Here is a 20,513-nt window from a genome sequence, read left to right as displayed (position 1 = left end):
GGCTCAGCCGTCCGTTCCCAGCGGCTGCGCCCAACTACTGTCGGCGCGCTGCTTGTCGGTGACGGCCGTCCAGTGCTCCCGCCAGCCCTCGGTGGGGCCGATCCCGTCCAGGGCGACCGGTCCGTGCAGCTGCCCTGCCTCCTCGGCCGGCAGCACCAGCGGCGGGTCCTCGCCGCGCTCGACGGCGGTGATGGCCTCGCCGAGCATCCGCCGGTACATCACGATGGCCTTGTCGGAGCGGCCCAGATGCTCGCGGGTACGGTCCTGGACGGTTCCCTGGCCCTCAACTGCCCACTGGTCGTGCACGTTGATGTCGGTGCCGAGCCCGGTGTACGTCGTCGTGCGCTGCTCCACCGGGTCGTAGCCGTAGCCGTTCGCGCGCCCGAAGCGCGGCCGGTAGTCGGGCAGGGTGACCGCGCCGACCCGCTGCCGGCGCATCTCGTCCTGGTCCACCGGGCCGCCGACGCTGGTGAACAGGGCATACCAGTAACTGGAGTTGTCGTCGATCGGCACATGCCACTGGGTGATCGCCGTCTCCGCGTCCAGGGGGATGTGGAAGGCGTGCGGGAACACCTGGTGGGTGATGCGGACATGGGTACGGCTGCCGTCCATCGGCAGGCCCTGGGTGTCCGTGCCGTCGAGCGCGCGCCGGGCGGTGAGGCGGATGCCGTACGGGGTGCGGACGGCGTCGATGTCGGGGCGGCCGTACTCGCGCAGGATCTTCGTCATCGGGAGGTCGGTGCCCTGGGAGGCGGCGCGGAACTGTTTTCCGTAGCTGTCGGCTGGGTCCTCGTCCTGGAAGAAGCGGTGCAGGTAGGAGGCGTGGGCGGGGTCGATGCCGACCTCCAGGGCCTGGAGCCAGTTGCACTCCAGCAGCCCCTTCCAGGCGAAGGCGTGGTCGGCGGGCGCCTGGAAGCAGTCCAGGGCGGGGAGTTGGGGTGGTTCGCCGGGGCCGAGGTAGCCCCAGATGATCCCGTTGATCTCACGGACCGGGTAACTGCCCAGCCGGACGCGGGACTTGAGCGGGCTGTCGACGGGCTCGGCGGGGGTGTCGAGACAGGAGCCGTCACGCGCGAACAGCCAGCCGTGGAAGCAGCAGCGCAGCCCGCCGTCCTCCAGCCGGCCGAGCGCCAGGTCGGCGCCGCGGTGCGGACAGCCGCGGTCGACGAGGCCCAGCTCGCCCTGCTCGTCGCGGAACAGGACCAGGTCCTGGCCCATCACCTTGGGTGTCACCAGCGGTCGTACGCCGTCTAGTTCCTCGCTGAGGGCGACCGGCTGCCAGTAGCGGCGCATCCACTCACCGGCCGGGGTGCCGGGACCGGTCCGGGTGAGCCGTGTGTTCTCTTCCTCGCGCATGGGACGCCTTTCGGGGGAGGGGGCGCGGTCAGCCGCAGCAGTCGTCCGGGGCCGAGGGGCCCGGCGTGTGGCAGGAGTTGGGGGCGGGCACGTCCAGCGCCGGGTTGCGGTCGAAGAAGCCGTCCGGCTCCAGCCGCAGCCGGGCCTTGGCCACCGGCATCACCGGCCACTCCTCGGGACGCGGGAAGTGGTGCGAGCCGACCGTGGCCCACAGCACGAGGTCCGTGCCGTCCAACGACCGGTTCTCCTCCTGCCACTTGTGCACACCGTCCGCGCCCGGCTCGGCCTGGTTCGGGTACTCGCCGCCGACGAACCGCCGGTCCGCGTCGTAGGCCGTGGCCCACAACTGCCGCCCCACGAACGGGGCTCGGCGGGCGCACACACTGTCCTCGCGAACCGGCAGCACCGCCGTGTTCTCCAAGTGCACGCGGTACGCGGTCGGTTCGCCCATCCGGTTGCGGGACTCGGTGCTCTCCACCCGCCAGTGCAGCCCACGGGACGGATCGGTGCGCAGGGCTCCCTCCGACTCGCTGAGGATCGGCCGCAGCACGGTCCGGGCCGCGTTGCCGTACGGGTCGAGGACCGGGTCGGGCTCGTGCTCGGCGGTGACCTCCACCAGCCGGTTGGGATCGCCGTCCACCGCCATGTCGAGGCGGACGCTGAAGAAGTGCTGGTGATTGGTGACCGCGACGTTCGGCGCGACCCGGCGCGCGTACGGCGTCGCCTCGTCCTCCTCGACGCCGGTGGCGGACAGGATGCCGGTCATCTTGATCTCCAGCATCACCGAACCGTCCTGGTACAGCGACCAGTAGAAGCCGTAGTCGTAGTTGGCGACGGTGGCGAACGCCGAGATGATCAGCCGGCGCGAACGGCGCACCTCCGTACGGCCCGTGCGCCCGTCGTGGTGCTTCCAGAGGATGCCGTCGTCCTCCTCGTGCACACAGACCGCGTTGGGAATGAGCCGGGGGACACCGTCGCCGCCGAGCACCGCCGCGTCGAAGTACTGGATGACTCCCAGGCAATCGCAGCCGAGGGCGAGGGAGTTGGTGAGCGGGCCGGCGCCGTACTCGCCCCAGTCGAAGAAGTTCTTGCGGTACTGGGTGGACGCCGTGTCGAAGTACGGGACGTACATCTCGTTGACGGCCGCACGCCGGATCACCTGCCGAGGCCCCTTCCCGGCCGCGGCGAAGGCGAGGTCGTGCAGCACGAGCCCCTCGCGATGACTGAAGCCGACCCGGACCGACCACCCCTGCCAGTCGATCCGCTGCCCGGTGACGGTGAAACTCGGCCCCTCCGGCTGGACGACCTCCAGCGGCTGCAACCCCGGCCGCTCGGCCACCGTCCCGGCCGCGAACACGCCCGACTCCTCCGACAGCGGCACCACCCCGTGATCCTCGATGTGCAGGATCTCCATGGTCTCCATGTCGATGATCGGCACCACACCCTGCACCGGGCGCGCATAGCCGTTGTCGTCCTCGGAGGTCCGGTGCCAGACGCTGCCCCAGGTCAGCCGCCGTCCCGCGTACTCGGGCGGCTCGAAGCCGCCGATCGACTCCGGGTCCACCATCACCAGCGACACGTCGTGGATCCCGCGCAGCGCCAGCGCCTCCCGGAAACGCGGGTCCGCCCGACAAGCGGCTGCGGCCTGCCGCGCCTCCTCGGAGGAACAGCCCGGGCTGCGTACGTCCAACTCCCGCCAGGCGGTGGTCTGCGGTTTGTCGCCGAGTTCGAGATCGACCTCGAAGGCGTGGCGCGCGGAGGTGGAGAACACGACCGCGCGGGCCCGCCGGGTCTCCCCGGGCGCGGCACGGCGGGCGTGGTCCTCGTCCAGCGCCACACCCCAGAAGCGCGAGTCGTCGGGTACTCGGGTGTCGGCTCTCAACACCCCTACAACTGTGGCGAGTTCGGTGACGGTGAGCGGGTCCAACGGGTGGGGTGCGTCGGCCGGTGCGGGTTCGGGGGCGAGAGTGCTCACGGAGTGCTTCCTTCCAAGATGGTGCCGCCGTCGGCGCGCGGATCGGAGGCGCCGTCCAGCCGGCCGTCGGCGGACAGTCGTACGGCCTGGGTGTGACCGGCCAGATCGGTACGGCCCGGCGCCACGACGACCGGAACCACCGACGGGAACGCGTCCGCGTCCGCCGGTACGGACCCGGGTTCGGCCAGCAGGGTCTGTGTCTCGTGGCCGATGTCGCGGGCGCCGATCACCCACCGGGACCGGTCCAGTACGGCGACCGGATCGGCGCCGGGGTCCATCAGTTCGGGTACGGTCTGGGCGAGGATCTGCGGCTGTGCCCGACCGCCCTGGCAACCGGCCGCGAGCAGCAGTTCGGCGGACCGGCCGAGCACGGGGCACAGGGTGTGCGGGGGCCGTAGACCAGGGCCGATGAGGGCGGGATGGCCGGGGAGCAGGCTGAACGCCGAGCCCCGGTTGTGCAGCACGATGCCCGTCTCCGGTTCGCGGATGCCGGAGCCGAAGGTCTGGTAGACGCTCTGGATCAGCGAGACGGCCAGCCCGGAAGCGTCTACGGCGGTGATCGCGACGGTGTCCCCGGCGGGCCGGAAGGACGGCTCGGGCGGGCGCGCACCGGCGAGCGGAGCCGGACGCAGCAGTCCGGCCAGGTTGACAGGAGAGGCGCCGAGCGGGTCACCGAGCAGCAAGTCCCGTGCCGCCGAGGCGTCTTGGCAGCGGCCGGCCAGCAGGCCGGTGCGTTCCGGCTCGGGCAACTTCGCCGCGGACGCGGCGGTTTCCAGTAGGGCCAGCAGGCTCGCCCCCTGGCTCGGCGGCGGGGCGGTCCACCAACGAGTTCCGGCCACGTCCAGCGTCAACGGCTCGACGTCCTCCGCCTGATGGGCCGCGAGATCGCTCGCGGTGAGCGAACTCCCGGCCCGGCGCAGGCCGTTCGCCAACGCCTCGGCGACCGCGCCCCGGTAGAAGGACGACGGATCGTCGGCGAGTGTCCTTAGTACGGCGGCCAGTTGGGGCTGGGGGAGCGGGTCGTCCTCGTCGAGCGGTGTGCCGCCGGGGCCGGTCAGCAGTGCGGTGAGCCCGGGGTCCGCGGCGATCTGCGGGGCCCGTTCACGGATGGCGCGCGCCAGACCGGCCGACACGGTGGCCCCGTCCTCGGCCAGTTCGGCAGCATCCCGAAGCGCGTCGGCCAGGGCACCGGGCGTGCCATGGGCGTCGGCGAGCGCGGCCCAGCCCGCCACCACACCGGGCACGGTCACCGTCTGCGGCCCCTGCGCGGGCATCCGCCGGTCGGCGGCGCGCAGTGTCTCGACGTCTACGGCCTCTGCGGCGGCCCCCGCCGAGACCACCGCGCGTACCGAGCCGCCCGGGGCGTGCACGAGCGCGATCAAGTCGCCGCCCAGGGAACACTGGTGGGGGTAGACGACGGTGAGGGCGGCGGCTGCCGCGAGCGCCGCGTCGACGGCGTTGCCGCCTCGCTCGGCCGCGCGGCGGGCCGCTGCCAGCGCCGCCGGGTGCGGTGCGGCCAGGATCAGCGGGGAGGCGGCTGTCATGCGTCCCTCGGGAGGAGCACGGTGCGGGAGGGGGCGGCTTCGGCGCCCTGGAGGGGCAGCGGGAGGGAGAGCATGTCGTAGACCCCGGCCGGTGCGTGCAGAAGGTCCACGACCTCCAGGATCAACACGTCTGCGGCGCACAGGAGTTGGTGGGTCTCCCAGTGGGTGGTGTAGGCGACCGCCTCGATGCTCAGGTAGTCGATGCCCGCGGTGCGCACCCCGGCCTCGATGAGTCGCTCCGCTCCGTCGGGGGCGAGTCCGACCCACTCCCGGGCCTTCCACGGGCTGCGCAGGACGCCCTCGGAGTTGCTGGTGCGCAGCAGTACGCGTTCCTCGGTGCCGAGGCCGGCCGCGTCGAGGTCGGCGGCGGTGATCTGCTCCTTGACGTGGGTGAGGTCGAGGACCCGCGCGGTTCCGTTCAGGGCGGTCAGGTCGAGCCGGTCGACCGTCTTGCCGCCGTCGATGAAGTGGGCCGGAGCGTCGATGTGGGTGCCGGTGTGGGCGCCGATGCGCCAGCGGCTGACGTTGGAGGGATCGCCGGCGGTGCGGGACTCGACGATCTCCACCTCGGGGCGGCGGCCCCAGTGGAGCATGCCGGGATGGATGGGAACGGACACGTCGATCGCCTTGGCGAAGTCCAGATTCATGCGGCCCTCCTATTGGATGCGGATATCATGGAAGTGGATCCAAAAATGAGCGGCTGTGGACGCCCCCGGCCGCGTGGGAAACTGCTCCACCACCGCGCAGCCCCCGACCGCCCCCGAGAAGGGTTTGACCGACTCCGATGACGCCTCAGACTGACGAGAGTCCCCTCGTCGACGACATCGCGGCCCGCATCCGCGCGCGGATCATGAACGGCGAGCTGGCGATCGGCAAACCGCTGCGCCAGGCGGCGCTGGCCACCGAGTTCGGGGTCAGCCGCACACCGGTGCGCGAAGCGCTGCGCCAACTGCAGAACGGCGGGCTGATCGAGATGCAGCCGAACCGCGGTGCGGTGGTGCGGGTGCCCGCGCCCTGGGAGGTGCGCCAGGCCTACGAGGTCCGGGCCGAGCTGGAGGGAATGGCCGCCCGGCGCGCCGCTTCCCGGATCACGGAACGCGGGCTCGCCGCGCTGCGCGAGCACAACGCGGTGCTGTGCGAGGCGGTGGTGCGGGCCGCTGGTGAGGGGGCGCGGGGCGGGAGTGCGGAGGGTGCGCGTGCGGGAGGTGTGCATGCGGAGGGTACGTATGCCGAGGGCGGGAGCACCACGACGACCGCCGCCAACGACTGTTTCCACACGGTCATCTGTGAAGCGGCCGACAATCCCTGGCTGACCCGGATGATCGACCGGATCAACGAGAGCTTCCCGCGTAACGTCTCCTCGCTCGCCCTCGCCGGCGACGAACGCCACCGGGAGCTGAACATCCGTCAGCACGAGGCGGTGATCGACGCGTTGGCCGCACAAGACGCCGACCGTGCCGACGCGTTGATGCGCGAGCACGTCGTCAGTTCCGGCGAGCATCTGACGGCCTGGTACGAGCGGCGTTCCCAGACGGTCTTCCACGGCTGAGCGGCGGGTTGTCCTGGGTGACCCGGGCGACGCGGTGCCGGCCTTCACGGGGTACCGCCGGGAAACAGCCGGGCCGGGGAGAGGAAGTCCAGGTCCGGGCGGGCGATCCCGCACACGAGGTCGGCCAGTGCCTCGCCGATCGCCGGTCCGAACTTGAACCCGTGCCCCGAACACGCCGACGCGACCAACACCTGTGGCACGCCCGGCACTTCGCCGACGACGAAACGCCGGTCGGCGGTCATCGTGTAGAGGCAGGTCAGGCTCTCGGTGACTGGTCCGGCACCGGGTAGGACTTGGGCCACCGCCTCGGCGAGCAGGGCGAGTTCGTCGGCGGTCGCTTCGGGGCGGGGGGCCTGCGGGTTCCAGGGCGGGCCGCTGTCCAGCCCTGCCTTGAGGCCGCGGCCGTCGGTCGCGGGGAACCCGTACAGGAGGCCCTGCGGCAGGTCGACGGAGAAACTGCCCAGGCCGGAGGGGCCGAGCGGTCCTGCCGGGTCGGCGGCGAAGTAGGCGTTGACGATGCGAGTGACCGTCAGATGCGGTGCCAGGGAGGGGACTTGGGTCGCCGTCCAGGGGCCGGTGCACAGCACGAGGCGTCGTGTGCGCAGGACGGCCTTGCCGGTGCGGACCACGACCTCGTCGCCGTCCGGTTCCCAGCCGAGGACGGGGGCGTGGTCGTGGATGTGCGCGCCCGAGCGTTCGGCGAGGGTCAGTTGGGCGCGCAACGTTTCCCGCGCGTCGATGATGCCGGCGCGCGGGTCGTGTACGGCCGTGAAGCCGGGGGGTAGTCGCAGACCCGGGAAGATCCGTGCCGCTTCCTCGGTACCGACTTCACGGCAACCTGGGCCGCGCAGGGGATCGGGCCGGTCCTTCGGCGCCGCGTACAACCCGCCGGTGATGTCGAGCAGTTGGGCCTTCGAGGCGCCCTCCAGCTCCGCCCAGGCCCGGTAGGCGGTGTCGACCAGAGCGTCCCAGTCGGGGTGCGGATAGGCGCGGCGGATCATCCGGGTCGCCCCGTGCGAGGAGCCCAGGTCGTGGTGCAGGCCGAACTGTTCGAGCCCGAGGACGTCGAGTCCGCGCGCGGCCAGGTGACGTAGGGCGGCGCTGCCGTGCACGCCGAGACCGACGACGATCGCGTCGTGGCAGTGGTGAGCAGTGTGCTGGACCGATGGGGTCGCCGGTGAGGGTGTGGGTGGTGCGGGATCGACCTCCGGCTCGGCGCTGCCCCGCCGTGCGTCTCCCGCTTCCCGTTGCCCCACGGCCGACGCCGTACCGCGCCCCCGCAGGCAGACGATCTCCCGCACCGCCTCCACCAGCGCGTCCAGATCGTCCTGGTCGTTGTAGACGTGGACGGACGCCCGGACCACCTTGGTCAGGCCCCGGTGGTCCATGTCCCAGCGGCCGTGGCCCGCCGGTACCGCGATCAAGTGGACGCGGCGGTAGGCGAGTTGTCTCTGTACCTCGGAGGCGTCCAGACCGTCGACCACGAAAGTGACGATGGCGCCGCCCGAGGCGGGCGGGTCGGTGACCTGGACGCCCGGCAGTGCGGAGAGGCGGTCGCGGAGTGACGCGGCGAGGGTGGCCAGGTGGTGGGCGACCGTGTCGACGCCGAGTGTGGCCAGGTCGGTCAGGGCGGCGCCGAGGCCCAGGCGCAACGCGTGGGCGGCTTCCCAGAGTTCGAAGCGTTTGGCGTCCGGGACCAGTTCCCAGCTGCGCTCGGCGGTCCAGCGGGCGCCCCGGACATCGGGTGCCTCGGGGGCGAGCCGGTCCAGGAGCGGGCGGCGGACCGCGAGCAGGCCGGTGCCGCGTGGGCCGCGCAGGAACTTGCGGCCGGTGCCGATGAGCAGGTCGCAGCCGATGGTGGCCATGTCCACCGGGAGTTGGCCGAGCGACTGGGTCGCGTCCAGGAGGAAGGGCACCCCGTGGGCAGTGGCCAACGCGCCTATCACGGCGGCGGGTTCGACCAGACCTGACGAGGTCGGGACATGCGCGGCCGTCACCAACGCGGCCGGTCCGGCCCGCAGCGCTGCCTCCAGGGCCTCCAAGTCGACCGCTCCGTCAGGGCCGTTGGGCAGCAGCTCGACCAGGACACCGTGGTCGCGTTCGACCGACAGCAGGTGCAGCGCGCTGCTGACGTAACTGGAGCGGGCCGCCAACACCCGGTCGCCGGGGCGCAGTCGTAGCGCCGACACGGCCCGTTGCCAGCCGGCCGTCGCGCTCTCGACGAGGGCGACCTCCTCCAGCCGGGCGCCGAGGAGTTCGGCGGTACGCGCGTAGACGGCCTCCAGGGCGGGAGCCGCGTGTTTCGCGGCCTCGTAGCCGCCGGACAGGCTCTCCGCGCGCAGATGGTCGATGACCGCCTCGACGGTGCCGTTGGCGAGCAGAGCCGCGCCCGCCGAGTTGAAGTGGTGACCGGTGAACGAGCCCGGCGTACGGGCGCGTTCGGCCGCGACGTTCAGGGTGCGCGGGGGCGTTGGGTTCGGGGGCGAGGCGGCCGTCCCGGCCGTCACGGGCGCGCTCACAGGGCGATCGTCACGCTCTTGAGCTCGGTGAACCCGTCGACGGCGGCGTCGCCGAGGTCCCTGCCGAGGCCTGACTGCTTCATCCCGCCGAAGGCCACGGCGGGGTCGAACTCGTTGTACGTGTTGACCCACACGGTCCCCGCCTCCAGCGTGGCGGCGATGCGATGGGCGCGGGCCAGACTGCCGGTCCAGACGCCGGCGGCGAGCCCGTACTCGGTGTCGTTGGCCAGCGCGATCGCCTCCTCCTCGCTGTCGAAGGGCATGATCGTGGCGACGGGGCCGAAGATCTCCTCCCGCGCGATCCGCATGTCGGGGGTGACCTCGGTGAACACCGTCGGCGGCACGAACCAGCCCGGGCCGTCGGGGAGTTCACCGCTCACGGCCACCTCGGCGCCCTCGGCGCGCCCGAGTTCGACGTAGCCCGCTACACGGTCGTACTGCTCCTGCGACACCAGAGGGCCGATGTTGATACCGCCGGACAGCCCGGGACCGATCCGCAGTGCCTCCACCGCCGGGACCAGCCGGTCCAGGAACTCCTTGACGATCGTGCGCTCCACGAGCAGCCTGCTGCCCGCCGTGCACATCTGCCCGGAGTGCCCGAACACCGCGCGCACCGCGTTCGGTACGGCCGCGTCGAGATCGGCGTCGGCGAAGACGATGTTGGGGGACTTGCCGCCCAGTTCGAGTGTGAGGCGCTTCAGTGACGGTGCCGCAGCGGCCATGATGTGCCGCCCGACCTCCGTGGATCCGGTGAAGGACACCTTGGCGACACCGGGATGCGCGACCAGCTCCGCACCCGTACGCCCGTCGCCCGTAAGGACGTTGACCACGCCCTCGGGCACGCCCGCCTCCAGGCAGAGAGCGGCCAGCCGCAGCGCCGTGAGCGGGGTCTGCTCGGCCGGCTTGACCACGACCGTGCAACCCGCCGCCAGGGCCGGGGCGAGCTTCCAGGCCGCGATCATGAAGGGGAAGTTCCACGGCAGTACGGCGGCCACCACGCCCACCGGTTCGCGGACGCTGTACACATGCCGGTCGGGGCCGGCCGCGTGCACCGTGCCCTCCAGCCGGGTCGGGGTGCCCGCGAAGTGACGGATGGCCTGGAGCCCCAACTCCACGTCGCCCCGGGCACGTTCGATCGCCTTGCCGTTGTCCAGGGTGTCCAGCACCGCCAGTTGCTCGGCGTCGCGCTCCACCAAGTCGGCCAGGCGCAGCAGGACGTCACGGCGCTGCCGGGGCGGCAGTCCGCGCCAACGGCGGTCGCGGTGCGCGGTGTTGGCGGCCTCGACCGCCGCCGACACCTCCGCGTGGCCCGCCTGCGCGACCGTGGTGAGCTGTTCCCGGGTGGCGGGGTCGAGCACCGGGACGCGTTCCGTCGCGGTGCCTGTGGTCCACTCGCCACCGATGAGCATGGGCTCGCAGTCCGGCAGTTGGGGGATGTCGATACTGGGGTCCACGGTGTTCTCCTTCACGCCTGGCGTCCGGGACGGTGTGTGGGGTCGGGCCACGGCTCGCGCACCGCCGTGGACACCGCCCGGGCTGTGGTCAGGACGCAGCGGTCGAACTCCGCCTCGCCGTGCTTGGAGTTGGCGTCGGTGACGTCCCTGCCCCAGACCCCGGTCTCGCTGACCTGGTCCATGCGGTAGTCCCAGAACGAGTCGACGTCGATGTGGGAGGTGGCCCGTTCCATCCGGACCAGCTCGGGCGCGAGGTGCAGCATCACGGACGTCTCGAAGAAGTTGGCGTGCATCAACGCCCGGCCGTAGGTGACGTGTCCGTCGACCTCCGGCCCCGGGTACATCGTCACGTACCCCAACGCCCGGACCCGCGCGTCCCGGTGACGGACCCTCAGTTTCTCCGCCGACACGTCGAGCGCGCCGTTGTTCCAGATGTGTCCGTTGAGCAGGATGAACTGCCGTACACCGGAGGAGTGGAGCGAGTCGATGACGTCCTCGACGACGGCGATCATGGTCTCCGGCCGCAGTGCCACCGTCCCGGCGAAGTCGCCGTGCGACGCGGACACCCCGAAGCTCAGCGGCGGGACGACGGGCACGCCGGTCAGGGCGGAGACGCCGAGGGCTACCGCCTCGCAGATGCGGGTGTCCACGGCGAGGGGGAGATGCGGGCCGTGCTGTTCGGTGGCGCCGACCGGGATGATGACGGCGTCCTGGCCGGCGGCCGTGGACTCCGCCTCCGACCAGGTCAACTCCTCCCACAGCAGCGGCGATCCGGACCCGCCCAACCGCGCGGCGAGATCGGGGACATCGAGCCCTGTGGGGATCGTTCGTCCGGACGGACCGGTGACGAAGACGGACGACATGGCTCTCCTCTCCTCGGGACCGATGGCGTTCGTCATCGGCACGGGCTCTTCTCGGGATCGACGGCGCTCACCATCGGCGTCGGCTCTTCTCGGGCAGCAGGTCCAGGGCCCGCAGCGGGACGGGCCTGTCCCCGTCGACCGTGGTGACCCACACGGTGGCGTCCGGGCTGTAGTCGCTGATGAGTTCACGGCACACCCCGCACGGCGCGATGATCCGGAACCACCCCGCCGGCTTGATCTGCACCGACACCACCGACGTGATGTTCAGCTCCGCCCCGGCGGGCAGCGCGCCGCGGGCGGTGCCCATGGCGACCCCCTCGGCACAGATCGAACTGCGCCGGCAGGAACCCTCCACATGGACCCCGGTGTGCACCCGGCCGTCCGCGGTGCGCAGCGCGGTCGCGACCTCGTGGCGGCCCGACTGCCACACCTTGGCCAGCAAGTGCTGTGCGGTGGCCAGGAGTTCGACGTCGTCCTCGTCCATCGACGCCGGTACGGACACGGGTCGCACGTCCATGGCGCTCATACCGTCAGTCCCAGCAGCCGGGCCATGTTGCCGCCCTCGACCAGCGCACGGTCCTTCTCGTCCTCGACCGCCTTCGCGATCTTCATCCGCTCCAGGTCGAAGTCCGAGCCGGGCCACTCGCTGCCCATCAGGATCTTCTCCGGCCCGAGCCGTGCGTAGGCCCGCTTGACGTCGCTCATCAGCGTCGCCGACGTCTCCAGGTACACGTGCGGTTGGCGTTCGGCCACGATGATCGCCTCCGGCACGTTCCAGACCGCCCCCATGTGCGCGATGATCGTGGGGACTTGGGGGTGGTCCCGGGCGATCTCCTCGATGGCCAGCGGCGCGCAGAACGCGTCGTCGAGAGCGTTGATCAGCACCAGCAGGCCGCGCCGCGCGCACGCCTCGAAGACCGGGTCCAACAGCCCGTGGTCGGCGACGTGGTAGCCGTGCAGGCTCGGGTGCAGTTTCAGTCCGACCAGGCCCGCGTCGGCCATCCGGTCGATCTCGTCGAGCGCGTCGTCGGCCTGCGGCATCACCTGCCCGAAGCCGAAGAACCGGTCCGGGTACGAGGTCACCAGCGAGGCGATGAAGTCGTTCTCGATGCGCTGCGCGAGCGAGCACACCATCGCCATGTCCACCCCGGCCGCGTCCATCCGGTCGAGGATGCGGCGCGGTTCGAAAGGCGTGTACGGCGGCGGTGCCTGGCCCTTGCGGGCACCGGTGAGGTAGTCGGAACGGCCGCGGACGTCCTGAGTGGTGTTGTACGCGTCGATGATCAAAGCGGTTCGTCCTTACTCGCTACTCGCTACTCGCGACGTGCTGCTCGCTGGAGACCAGGGGCAGATGGCAGCGCACACTGCGGCCCGGTGCGATCGCACGCAGTTCCGGCGCGCTGGTGCGGCACCGATCCGTGGCGATCGGGCATCGGGTGCGGAACAGACAGCCCTCGGGCGGGTTCGCCGGATCGGGCAACTCGCCCTCCAGCACCTGCTGTTCGCGCGTGTCTCCGGGCCGCAGCACCGGAACGGAGGACAACAGGGCCCGGCTGTAGGGATGTGCGGGGGCGGCGAAGAAGGCGTCCCGGGAGGCGACTTCGATGATCTGGCCGAGGTACATGACGGCGATCCGGTCGGCGATGTGCCGTACGACGCCCAGGTCGTGCGAGATGAACAGCATCGTCAGGCCCCGGTCGCGGACCAGGTCGGAGAGCAGGTTCAGCACCTGCGCCTGGATCGACACGTCCAGCGCCGAGACCGCCTCGTCGGCGACCACGAACTGCGGTGACGAGGCCAACGCCCGTGCGATGCCGATGCGTTGGCGCTGGCCGCCGGAGAACTCGTGCGGCCTGCGTCCGCCGGCCTCGGCGCCGAGACCGACCAGGTCGAGCAGTTCGGCCACCGCTTTCGCGGCCTCGGCGCGGCTGGCGCCGCGTGACCGGCGCAGGGGTTCGGCGACGATGTCGGCGATCCTGCGGCGCGGGTTCAGCGAACCGAACGGGTCCTGGAAGACCATCTGCAACTCGGCCCGGGTACGGCGTAGTTGGTTACCGCGCAGCCGGGTGAGGTCGGTGCCGTCGAACTCGATCCGGCCCGAGGCGGGTTCGATCACGCGCAACAGGGCGCGGCCGAGTGTGGACTTGCCGCACCCCGACTCGCCGACCAGGCCGAGGGTCTCGCCCTGGAGGATGTCGAGGTCGACGTCGCGCAGCGCCCTGACCCGGCCACCCGCCCGTCCCGGGTACTCGACGCGCAACTCGCGGGCCCGGATGAGCGCGGCGGTCATGCGATGCCTCCCTGGGCGCGGGCCGTGGCGCGGGCGGGGGAGGGCAGCACACAGGCGTCCAAGTGGCCGTCCTCGCCGTGCCGTTGCCGCAGCACCGGCCGCTCGGAACACGCGTCGTGGACGAAGGGGCACCGGGGCGCGAACGCGCAGCCGGCCGGCCGGTCCACCCCGGTCAGCGGACTGCCCGCGATGGTCGGCAGCCGTCGTACGACAGGACCGTCGATCGGTGGCACCGAACCCAACAGGCCCATGGTGTAAGGGTGTTGGGGGTGGAAAAGGACCTCCGCGCGCAGCCCCTGCTCCACGATCCGGCCCGCGTACATCACCGCCACCCGGTCGGCGACCTCCGCGACGACACCCAGGTCATGGGTGATCAGCAGGACGGAGGTGCCGTGGTCGCGCTGGACGCGTTTGAGTACGGCGAGCACCTGGGCCTGGATGGTGACGTCGAGGGCGGTGGTGGGTTCGTCGGCGATCAGTACCGCCGGATCATTGGCCAGGCCCATCGCGATCATCACGCGTTGGCGCATGCCCCCGGAGAGTTGGTGGGGGTAGGCGCGGGCCGTGCGGTCCGGGCCGGCGATGCCTACCTCGCCGAGCAACTCCACGGCCCGGTCCATCGCCTGACCGCGCGTCACATCGCGGTGGGCGCGGATCATCTCGGAGACCTGGGCGCCCGCGCGGTGCAGCGGATTGAGCGCGGCCAGGGCGTCCTGGAAGACGACCGCGATGTCCTTGCCGCGCACCCGGCGCAACTCCCGCTCCGACGCGGCCACGAGGTCACGGCCCTTGAAGGTCGCCTTTCCGCTGATGTGGGTGCGCGGACCGCGGTTCAGGCCGACCAGGCTCATCGACAGGGCGGACTTCCCGGACCCCGACTCGCCCACCAGCGCGAGGACTTCACCCTGGTGGAGGGTCAGGTCCACTCCGTCCACGGCGGGCAGCCGGCCGCCCGGAACGTCGAACCGGACGCGCAGGTCCCGGACTTCGAGCACGGGCGCCGACGTCATGAGCCCTCGCCCACGGCCACGGCCGCCCTGTGGATGAGGTCGGCCACACGCTCCGGCCACACGAGGGTCGTGTAGTGGCTGCCCGGCACGTGCTCGACGGTGGACTTCATACGGGCCGCCATGTCGTTCTGGATCTCGGGGCGCAGGGTGCGGTCGTCGTCCGCGACCAGGTACCAACTGGGCAGCGTGCGCCAGGCCGGTTCCCCGGTCGGCTGCGTGAAGATGAGGTTCTCCGCCTTGCGTCCCTCCGCCTCCACGACGGCCCGCTGTTCCGGCGAGAGATCGGGGCCTATCTCGGCCCAGAACTCCTCGCTCGTCTCGGACTTCCACTCGCCGTTCGGGCCGCGCCGCATGTACTTGGAGATCTCGGCCTCCTCGTACCGCTCGACGATCTCGTTGACCGTCTCGCCCTCCTCCGGCCCGAACGCGGCTATGTAGACAAGGCCGTTGACCCGCGGATCGCGGCCGACGTTGCTGATGACCGCGCCGCCGTAGGAGTGCCCGGCCAGCAGCACCGGGCCTGTCGTCTCCGCCAGCACGGACGCCGTGTTGGCGATGTCGTCCGCCAGCGAGGTCATCGGGTTGGTGACGGTGAACAGCCGGTGGCCGCGGGCGGCCAGCAGGGGCTGGACCGCCGACCAGGTCGTCGGCCGTCCGCCGGCACCGTGGACCAGCACGATGTCCATGCGGGTCATCCTTTCCGTAGGCGCGGATCGAGGACCGTGTACAGCAGGTCCACCGCGTGGTTGACCAGGGTGAAGAGGAGGGCGATGGCGAGGGCGGCGCCCTGCACGACGGGATAGTCGCGTTGCAGGACGCCCTGCACGAGCAGGCGGCCGACACCGGCGTACGAGAAGACCGTCTCGGTGATCACCGAACCGCCCAGCAGGGAGCCGAACTGGAGCCCGAGGACGGTCACGATGGGCAGCCAGGAGTTGCGCAGCACGTGGTGGCGGATCACCACACCCTCGCTCAGGCCCTTCATCCGGGCCGTCCGCACGAAGTCGTCGTCGAGCACTTCCAGCACCGAGGCGCGCACGATGCGGGTGATGAACCCGGCCATCGACAGCGCCAACGTGACGGCGGGCAGGATCAGATGCTGGATCCAGGGCCACACCAGCTCGGGGCGGTTCTGCAGAATCGCGTCCAGGAGAACGAAGTTGGTGGTCGGGTTGTAGTCCAGCGAGCTGGGCAGTCGGCCCAGCACCGGGAGCCAGCGCAGCCACACGCCGAACACGACGATGCCGAGCACCCCGAGCGCGAACCAGGGCAGCGAGAAACTCACCGTGGCCACGGCCCGCGTCGACTGGTCGATCCAACTCCCCTTGCGCAGCGCGGCGATGACACCGGTGACGACTCCGAGCAGGACCGCGATCGTCATCGCCGCGAGCGTCAGCTCGATGGTGGCGGGGAGCGCGTCGCCGAGCAGACCCAGGACGCTGTTCGAGCCGTAGAACGAGGTGCCGAGCCGGAGATGCACCAAGTCGTTGAGGAAGCTGCCGTACTGGACGATCAGCGGGCGGTCGAGGCCGAGTGCCTTGTTGACGCGCTCCTCGTTCGCGGCCAGTTCGGACGCGGAGAGGTTGTTGCCGCCGGCCGCGAGCGAGGTCGCCGGTGAGCCGGGGAGCAGGCGCATCGCGAGGAACACCAGGCTGGCCAGCGCGAACAGGACGACGGGGATGACCGCGAGCCGTCGTAGGACCAACAGGGCTGTTCCCGCTGCCCACTTGGGCCGGGGAAGAGGGAGAAGGGCGGTGGTCATGCCGGCCCCCGTACGTCGAGGGCGTCGCGCAGGTCGTCGCCGACGAAGTTGCAGGCGACGACGAACAGCAGCGTGAACGTCGCGGGCAGGACGACCAGTCGGGGTGCCGTGTAGAGGAACTCCTGGCCCGCCTGGACCATGTATCCCCAGTCCGGTTGCGGGGGTTGGATGCCGAGGCCGAGGTAGGAGAGGCCGGCGGCGAAACCGGCCGCGATCGACAGCGTCATGACGACCTGGGCGAGCATCGGGCCCGCGATGTTCGGGAGGAGTTCTCGGGCGAGGATGCGCGGGGTGCGGGTGCCGCCCAGCTTGGCGGCGACGACGTAGTCACGCGCCGCCTCGCGCGCGGTGAGGGCGCGGGCCAACCGGGCCAGTCCGGGCGCGAGGGACACCCCGATGCCGAAGACCAGACTGACCGTGCCCGGCCCCGCGGCCGCCACCAGCAGGATCACCAGCAGGATGGACGGGAACGCGAGCGCGAGATCCACGATCCGCATCAGCACCTGCTCCACGACACCGCCCGCGTACCCGGCGACGAGCCCGATCCCCGTGCCCACCACGGCCGCCAGCGCCGTGGCCGCGAACGCGACGAGCAGCAACGGGCGGGCGCCGTGCACGAGTCGGGCCAGTTCGTCACGGCCCAGGTCGTCCGTGCCGAAGAAATGCCCCGCGGACCCCATCGGCAACAGCGCCGACGAGGTCTGACGCAGCGGATCCGCCTGCACGAACAGCGGTCCTACGACCGCCACCAGGACCAGCACGATCAGGACGGCCCAGGACAGGACGGCCGGCCAGGACCGTGCCAGGCGGCGGCGACGCCATGCCGCGAGGACGGTCCGCCCGGTGAAGGCCGACGGAGCCGGCCGCACGGCCGCCACGGGTGGTGGAGCCGTCGTGGTGTCAGACACTGGCCTTCTCCATGTAACACCGGTGGTTGGCCAGCGCCGCCGTGTTCATGTGCTTCACGTGCGAGCCGCTGACCACCAGGTTGGCGAAGCAGGCCAGCATCGACAGGACCATGTAGTCCTCGGCCCAACGGCGTTGGATCTTCGTGTAGGCCGCCGTGCGCCGCGCACCGAGGGGCAGGTTCTTGGCCGTGTCCAGCTCCGCCTGGAGCGAGGCGGCGTCCTTGAGCGTGTCCATGCCGGTGATGGTCGCGCCGTAGAGCCCGGTGGGGCTGGCCATGGCGCCGACCATGTCGTTGGCGTCCGGGACGTAGGTGTTGCGCTCCCAGATCATCAGGTCGTGGTAGTCGTCCTTGCCGTCGAGGAGCCGGGTGAAGTAGGTGGCCGGGTCGACGGAGGTGGTGACCACCTTGAAGCCGACGTCGGTCAGGTTCTGGGCGACGATCTGCGCGGCCTTCGGGTGCCAGGAGTCGCTGGCCGCCATGAGCCGGATGCGCCGCCCGCCCGCGCCGGCCTCGGCGACGAGCTTCTTCGCCTTGGCGACGTCCTGCGTGCTGAGGTCGGCGAGGCCGGTGTCGTAGCCGCTCTGCGCGGGCGGGATGGCGTAGCCCCCGGGCAGCGCGCCGACGCCGTAGAAGGCCTGGTCGAGGATGGCCTTGCGGTCGATCGCGAGGTTGATGGCCTGGCGGACCTTGAGCTCGGGGACGCGGCGGGCGTCGATCATCAGGATGGCGTTGGCGTTGTACGGCGTCTTGTAGACCGTCACCGAGTCGTCCTTGCGCAGCTGCGCGGCGGCGGAGTACGGGGTGAACTGGGTGGCCGAGATGTCGCCGCTGAGCAGCGAACTGACGATGGTCGACGGGTCCTGGACCTGGCGCAGCACCAGCCGGTCGACGGGTGGTCTGCCGAGGCGGAAGTCGTCGAAGGCCGTGAGGGTGATCGACTGGCCGGAGGTGGCGGCCGAGAAGGCGAACGGGCCGGTGCCGACGAGGTGCTTGCCGATGTCGGCGCCGTACTTCTTCAGCGCGGCCTTCGAGATGATGCGGCCGCCGATGTCGGAGAGCTGGCCGAGGGCGGTGCGGTCCGGCTTCTTGAGGACCATCTTCACGGTGAGGTCGTCGGGGGCGGTCAGTGAGGCGACGTTGGCGCCGAGGTCGGACAGCGGGCGGGTGGCGCCCTTGGGGAGCGTCCTGTCCTTCTCGTCGAACTGCCGGCCCAGGCTGGCCAGGACGTCCGCCGAGGTGAGCGTGGTGCCGTCGTGGAACTTCACGCCCTCGCGGAGGGCGAAGGTGTAGGTGAGCTGGTCGTCGGAGATCGTCCAGCTCTTGGCCAGGTCGGGGGTGGGCTCGTTGGTCTCGAAGGAGATGAAGGTCAGGCCCCGGCAGATGCAGTCGACGGCCATCCAGTCGCCCAACGAGGTGTAGAACGACGGGTCGTTGACCGCGCTGGTGGCGTCGATGGCCAGGGTCAGCGTGCCGCCCTTGCCGCTTCCCTTGGCGTCGTCGGCCGCGGCACCGCACGCACTGAGCAGGGCGGGGAGTCCGAAGCCGACTCCCACGCCGAGCAGCCCCGCGCCCCGGAGCATGGTGCGGCGCGACGCCGTCGACGGGGCGGAGCCGGGTGAGGACGATCCAGCTGACTGGTCCGGCATGTGGGCCTCCTTGGGCACCGATCCTCGAATAATGGATCTCAAAGTGTCAAGATTGGATCCAATAACATGTTCACGGGCCACAAGGTCCCTCTCGTGTCCCGGGTGTTAAAGCCGTGTGAACCGAGCTGTGGGGAGAGTGCGGGTCGGTACCGGCTACACGCTCGGTCGGCCCTTGCGGCGGATCAACTCCGGCCAGACCACGGGGTCATGGCCGGGGATGAGCTCGTAACCGCGTTCGGCGGCGATGCGCTTGAGGCGGCGGATGGGCTCGACGGTGGTCTCCGGGTCGACACCGATCGAGGCGCCGATCGGACGCTCGTGCTCGATGTTCTCGGTGAGATCGGCGGCGTCGAAGGCGAACACGAAGCCGCCGCCGTCCGCGAGGTCGACGACGAAACTCTGGTGTCCTGGGGTGTGCCCGGCGGTCAGTACGGCGGTCACTCCCGGGGCCAACTCCGCGTCTCCGTCGGCCTGTTGCCAGTCGATGCGCGGGTCGTCGAAGTCGACGCGGAAGATCGAGTGGCGCTCGACGTCGGGCAGGCCGGACAGGCCGTAGGAGAGTTCCTCGCGCTGCACGTGCACCGGCACCCGCCCCGCGAAGTGCTTGAGCCCGCCCGCGTGGTCGGCGTGCAGATGACTGACGGCCACCGCGTGGATCGCGTCCATCGGGATGCCGGCCGCGTCGAGGGCCTCCTCCAGGGGCTCGCCCGGACCCGGCAGGATCGGCCGGTAGTTGGGGGAGCCGTAGAAGCGGCGGCGCAGGGCCGGGTCCCGGATCAGCGCCGTGTTGAAGCCGGTGTCGAGCAGCAGCCAGCCACCGTCGCACTCCAGGAGCACGGCCGGTACGGGCTCACGCAGCCGCTCCTCGTACGGGGCGCCGTGCACCGAGACGGACTTGGGGAGTTCCTCCCAGCCCAGCAGCAGGGGCACGATCCTGCGTACGCCGTGGCGGGTCATGAGGGGTGCGGGTGGGGCGGCCGGCGCATCGGCGTGATCCCTTCCGGGAGTGCATCATGGACGGGTGCGGGGGATCAACTGTGGGGATCCACACTGTAAGTATGTGGATCCAAAGAGCGGTTGCGGGGACGTGAACAATTCCTCTCTCCCCAGGGCGACGAGCGCGGTCACGGGTCGGTGATGTCCAGGGTGACCTTGGACAAGGTGTCTCCCGGCACTCTGGAGCCACGGTGCGGGCGCTGGTCCGTGACGCGATCGACAACCACCGCGACGATCCGCAACTGCTGCGGATCATGATGGAAGAGGCACCGGTCTCGCAGGAACTGCGCGACACGGTCGAGCGGCACGGAAGGGCTCGCGCCGGTCAGGTGCGCGACCTCCTCGCCCGGCACCCGGATGTCCATGTGCGACACCTCGACACCGCGGCCGAGCTGATCGTGTTCACCGTCGGGATCAACACCCACAAGCTCATGGCCGACCCGCGGACCGTCCCGGTCGAGACGTTCGAGCAGGAGCCGGTGGACATGGTCACCCGGTATCTGCGCGGCGATCAGTAGGCGGGAGGGGTGCCCCTTCGGTCAGGATTCGAGAAGCGCGGACCCTCACCTCACCTCTAGCGTGGGGGCAGCCGGCGGACCCGATGGTGGGCCGGCCCGGTGGACACGGAGGGAAGACACG

General features: G+C 71.0%; 18 protein-coding genes. 2 read left to right on the top strand and 16 right to left on the bottom strand.

Annotated elements, in window-relative coordinates:
• Positions 1–3: 3 nt before the first annotated feature.
• The 4 genes from OG226_RS04260 to OG226_RS04245 are packed head-to-tail and all read right to left on the bottom strand — an operon-like array spanning position 4 to position 5,522.
• Positions 4–1,356, bottom strand: a complete 1,353-nt coding sequence (locus OG226_RS04260) for an aromatic ring-hydroxylating dioxygenase subunit alpha (protein ID WP_329347943.1) — start codon at positions 1,354–1,356, stop codon at positions 4–6.
• A gap of 28 nt (positions 1,357–1,384) precedes the next feature.
• Positions 1,385–3,331: a primary-amine oxidase gene (locus OG226_RS04255; RefSeq protein ID WP_329347942.1), complete on the bottom strand. Its 1,947-nt coding sequence runs from the start codon at positions 3,329–3,331 to the stop codon at positions 1,385–1,387.
• Positions 3,328–4,875, bottom strand: a complete 1,548-nt coding sequence (locus tag OG226_RS04250; RefSeq protein WP_329347941.1) for a gamma-glutamyltransferase — start codon at positions 4,873–4,875, stop codon at positions 3,328–3,330. Before OG226_RS04250 ends, OG226_RS04255 begins: the two co-directional genes overlap by 4 nt.
• Positions 4,872–5,522, bottom strand: a complete 651-nt coding sequence (locus tag OG226_RS04245) for a cyclase family protein (RefSeq protein ID WP_328675267.1) — start codon at positions 5,520–5,522, stop codon at positions 4,872–4,874. The genes OG226_RS04250 and OG226_RS04245 overlap by 4 nt, the downstream gene beginning before the upstream one ends.
• Positions 5,523–5,659: 137 nt before the next feature.
• Between OG226_RS04245 and OG226_RS04240 the strand changes: the two genes are divergently transcribed.
• A complete protein-coding gene (locus tag OG226_RS04240; protein WP_328675266.1) occupies positions 5,660–6,424 on the top strand; it encodes a GntR family transcriptional regulator in 765 nt (254 codons plus the stop codon).
• A 44-nt stretch (positions 6,425–6,468) separates the two neighbouring features.
• Here the strand turns inward: OG226_RS04240 and solA are convergent, their stop codons facing one another.
• From solA to OG226_RS04180, 12 genes are all read right to left on the bottom strand, one after another.
• Entirely contained in the window at positions 6,469–8,943 is a 2,475-nt protein-coding gene (gene solA, locus OG226_RS04235) for an N-methyl-L-tryptophan oxidase (RefSeq protein WP_329347940.1), read from the bottom strand.
• The gene (locus OG226_RS04230) at positions 8,940–10,397 is read right to left on the bottom strand and encodes an aldehyde dehydrogenase family protein (protein WP_329347939.1); all 1,458 of its coding nucleotides are present in this window, start codon (positions 10,395–10,397) and stop codon (positions 8,940–8,942) included. The genes solA and OG226_RS04230 overlap by 4 nt, the downstream gene beginning before the upstream one ends.
• Before the next feature lie 11 nt (positions 10,398–10,408).
• Positions 10,409–11,260 (bottom strand): creatininase family protein, encoded by an 852-nt coding sequence (locus OG226_RS04225; protein WP_329347938.1) that lies wholly within the window; start codon positions 11,258–11,260, stop codon positions 10,409–10,411.
• Positions 11,261–11,327: 67 nt separating this feature from the next.
• Positions 11,328–11,777, bottom strand: a complete 450-nt coding sequence (locus OG226_RS04220) for a cytidine deaminase (RefSeq protein ID WP_329347937.1) — start codon at positions 11,775–11,777, stop codon at positions 11,328–11,330.
• Positions 11,778–11,782: 5 nt separating this feature from the next.
• Complete coding sequence (locus OG226_RS04215) at positions 11,783–12,547, bottom strand: amidohydrolase family protein (RefSeq protein WP_328675261.1); 765 nt, start codon at positions 12,545–12,547, stop codon at positions 11,783–11,785.
• A gap of 19 nt (positions 12,548–12,566) precedes the next feature.
• Positions 12,567–13,550: an ABC transporter ATP-binding protein gene (locus tag OG226_RS04210; RefSeq protein WP_329347936.1), complete on the bottom strand. Its 984-nt coding sequence runs from the start codon at positions 13,548–13,550 to the stop codon at positions 12,567–12,569.
• A complete protein-coding gene (locus OG226_RS04205; protein WP_329347935.1) occupies positions 13,547–14,560 on the bottom strand; it encodes an ABC transporter ATP-binding protein in 1,014 nt (337 codons plus the stop codon). Before OG226_RS04205 ends, OG226_RS04210 begins: the two co-directional genes overlap by 4 nt.
• Positions 14,557–15,246, bottom strand: coding sequence for an alpha/beta hydrolase (locus tag OG226_RS04200; RefSeq protein WP_329347934.1), 690 nt, complete (start codon positions 15,244–15,246; stop codon positions 14,557–14,559). The genes OG226_RS04205 and OG226_RS04200 overlap by 4 nt, the downstream gene beginning before the upstream one ends.
• 5 nt (positions 15,247–15,251) lie before the next feature.
• On the bottom strand, positions 15,252–16,322 hold the full coding sequence (locus tag OG226_RS04195) for an ABC transporter permease (protein ID WP_329347933.1): 1,071 nt from the start codon (positions 16,320–16,322) through the stop codon (positions 15,252–15,254).
• The gene (locus OG226_RS04190) at positions 16,319–17,230 is read right to left on the bottom strand and encodes an ABC transporter permease (protein ID WP_328675256.1); all 912 of its coding nucleotides are present in this window, start codon (positions 17,228–17,230) and stop codon (positions 16,319–16,321) included. Before OG226_RS04190 ends, OG226_RS04195 begins: the two co-directional genes overlap by 4 nt.
• On the bottom strand, positions 17,223–18,878 hold the full coding sequence (locus OG226_RS04185) for an ABC transporter substrate-binding protein (RefSeq protein ID WP_328675255.1): 1,656 nt from the start codon (positions 18,876–18,878) through the stop codon (positions 17,223–17,225). The genes OG226_RS04190 and OG226_RS04185 overlap by 8 nt, the downstream gene beginning before the upstream one ends.
• Before the next feature lie 153 nt (positions 18,879–19,031).
• Positions 19,032–19,835, bottom strand: a complete 804-nt coding sequence (locus OG226_RS04180) for an N-acyl homoserine lactonase family protein (protein ID WP_328675254.1) — start codon at positions 19,833–19,835, stop codon at positions 19,032–19,034.
• Between the two features lie 230 nt (positions 19,836–20,065).
• Here OG226_RS04180 and OG226_RS04175 point away from each other — a divergent pair, with 230 nt between their 5' ends.
• Complete coding sequence (locus tag OG226_RS04175) at positions 20,066–20,392, top strand: hypothetical protein (RefSeq protein ID WP_328675253.1); 327 nt, start codon at positions 20,066–20,068, stop codon at positions 20,390–20,392.
• Positions 20,393–20,513 lie beyond the last annotated feature (121 nt).

The sequence above is a fragment of the Streptomyces sp. NBC_01261 genome (assembly GCF_036226385.1).
In the GTDB taxonomy this organism is placed as follows: domain Bacteria; phylum Actinomycetota; class Actinomycetes; order Streptomycetales; family Streptomycetaceae; genus Streptomyces.
Note: the sequence above shows the minus strand (reverse complement) of the source record. Positions and strands in the feature narration are given on the sequence as shown.

Bases quoted from the DNA above. Each gene is read 5' to 3' on its own strand.
- OG226_RS04260 (WP_329347943.1), bottom strand. From the start codon at position 1,356: ATGCGCGAGGAAGAGAACACACGGCTCACCCGGACCGGTCCCGGCACC.
- OG226_RS04250 (WP_329347941.1), bottom strand. From the start codon at position 4,875: ATGACAGCCGCCTCCCCGCTGATCCTGGCCGCACCGCACCCGGCGGCG.
- OG226_RS04245 (WP_328675267.1), bottom strand. From the start codon at position 5,522: ATGAATCTGGACTTCGCCAAGGCGATCGACGTGTCCGTTCCCATCCAT.
- OG226_RS04240 (WP_328675266.1), top strand. From the start codon at position 5,660: ATGACGCCTCAGACTGACGAGAGTCCCCTCGTCGACGACATCGCGGCC.
- OG226_RS04225 (WP_329347938.1), bottom strand. From the start codon at position 11,260: ATGTCGTCCGTCTTCGTCACCGGTCCGTCCGGACGAACGATCCCCACA.
- OG226_RS04220 (WP_329347937.1), bottom strand. From the start codon at position 11,777: ATGGACGTGCGACCCGTGTCCGTACCGGCGTCGATGGACGAGGACGAC.
- OG226_RS04210 (WP_329347936.1), bottom strand. From the start codon at position 13,550: ATGACCGCCGCGCTCATCCGGGCCCGCGAGTTGCGCGTCGAGTACCCG.
- OG226_RS04205 (WP_329347935.1), bottom strand. From the start codon at position 14,560: ATGACGTCGGCGCCCGTGCTCGAAGTCCGGGACCTGCGCGTCCGGTTC.
- OG226_RS04200 (WP_329347934.1), bottom strand. From the start codon at position 15,246: ATGGACATCGTGCTGGTCCACGGTGCCGGCGGACGGCCGACGACCTGG.
- OG226_RS04195 (WP_329347933.1), bottom strand. From the start codon at position 16,322: ATGACCACCGCCCTTCTCCCTCTTCCCCGGCCCAAGTGGGCAGCGGGA.
- OG226_RS04185 (WP_328675255.1), bottom strand. From the start codon at position 18,878: ATGCCGGACCAGTCAGCTGGATCGTCCTCACCCGGCTCCGCCCCGTCG.
- OG226_RS04180 (WP_328675254.1), bottom strand. From the start codon at position 19,835: ATGACCCGCCACGGCGTACGCAGGATCGTGCCCCTGCTGCTGGGCTGG.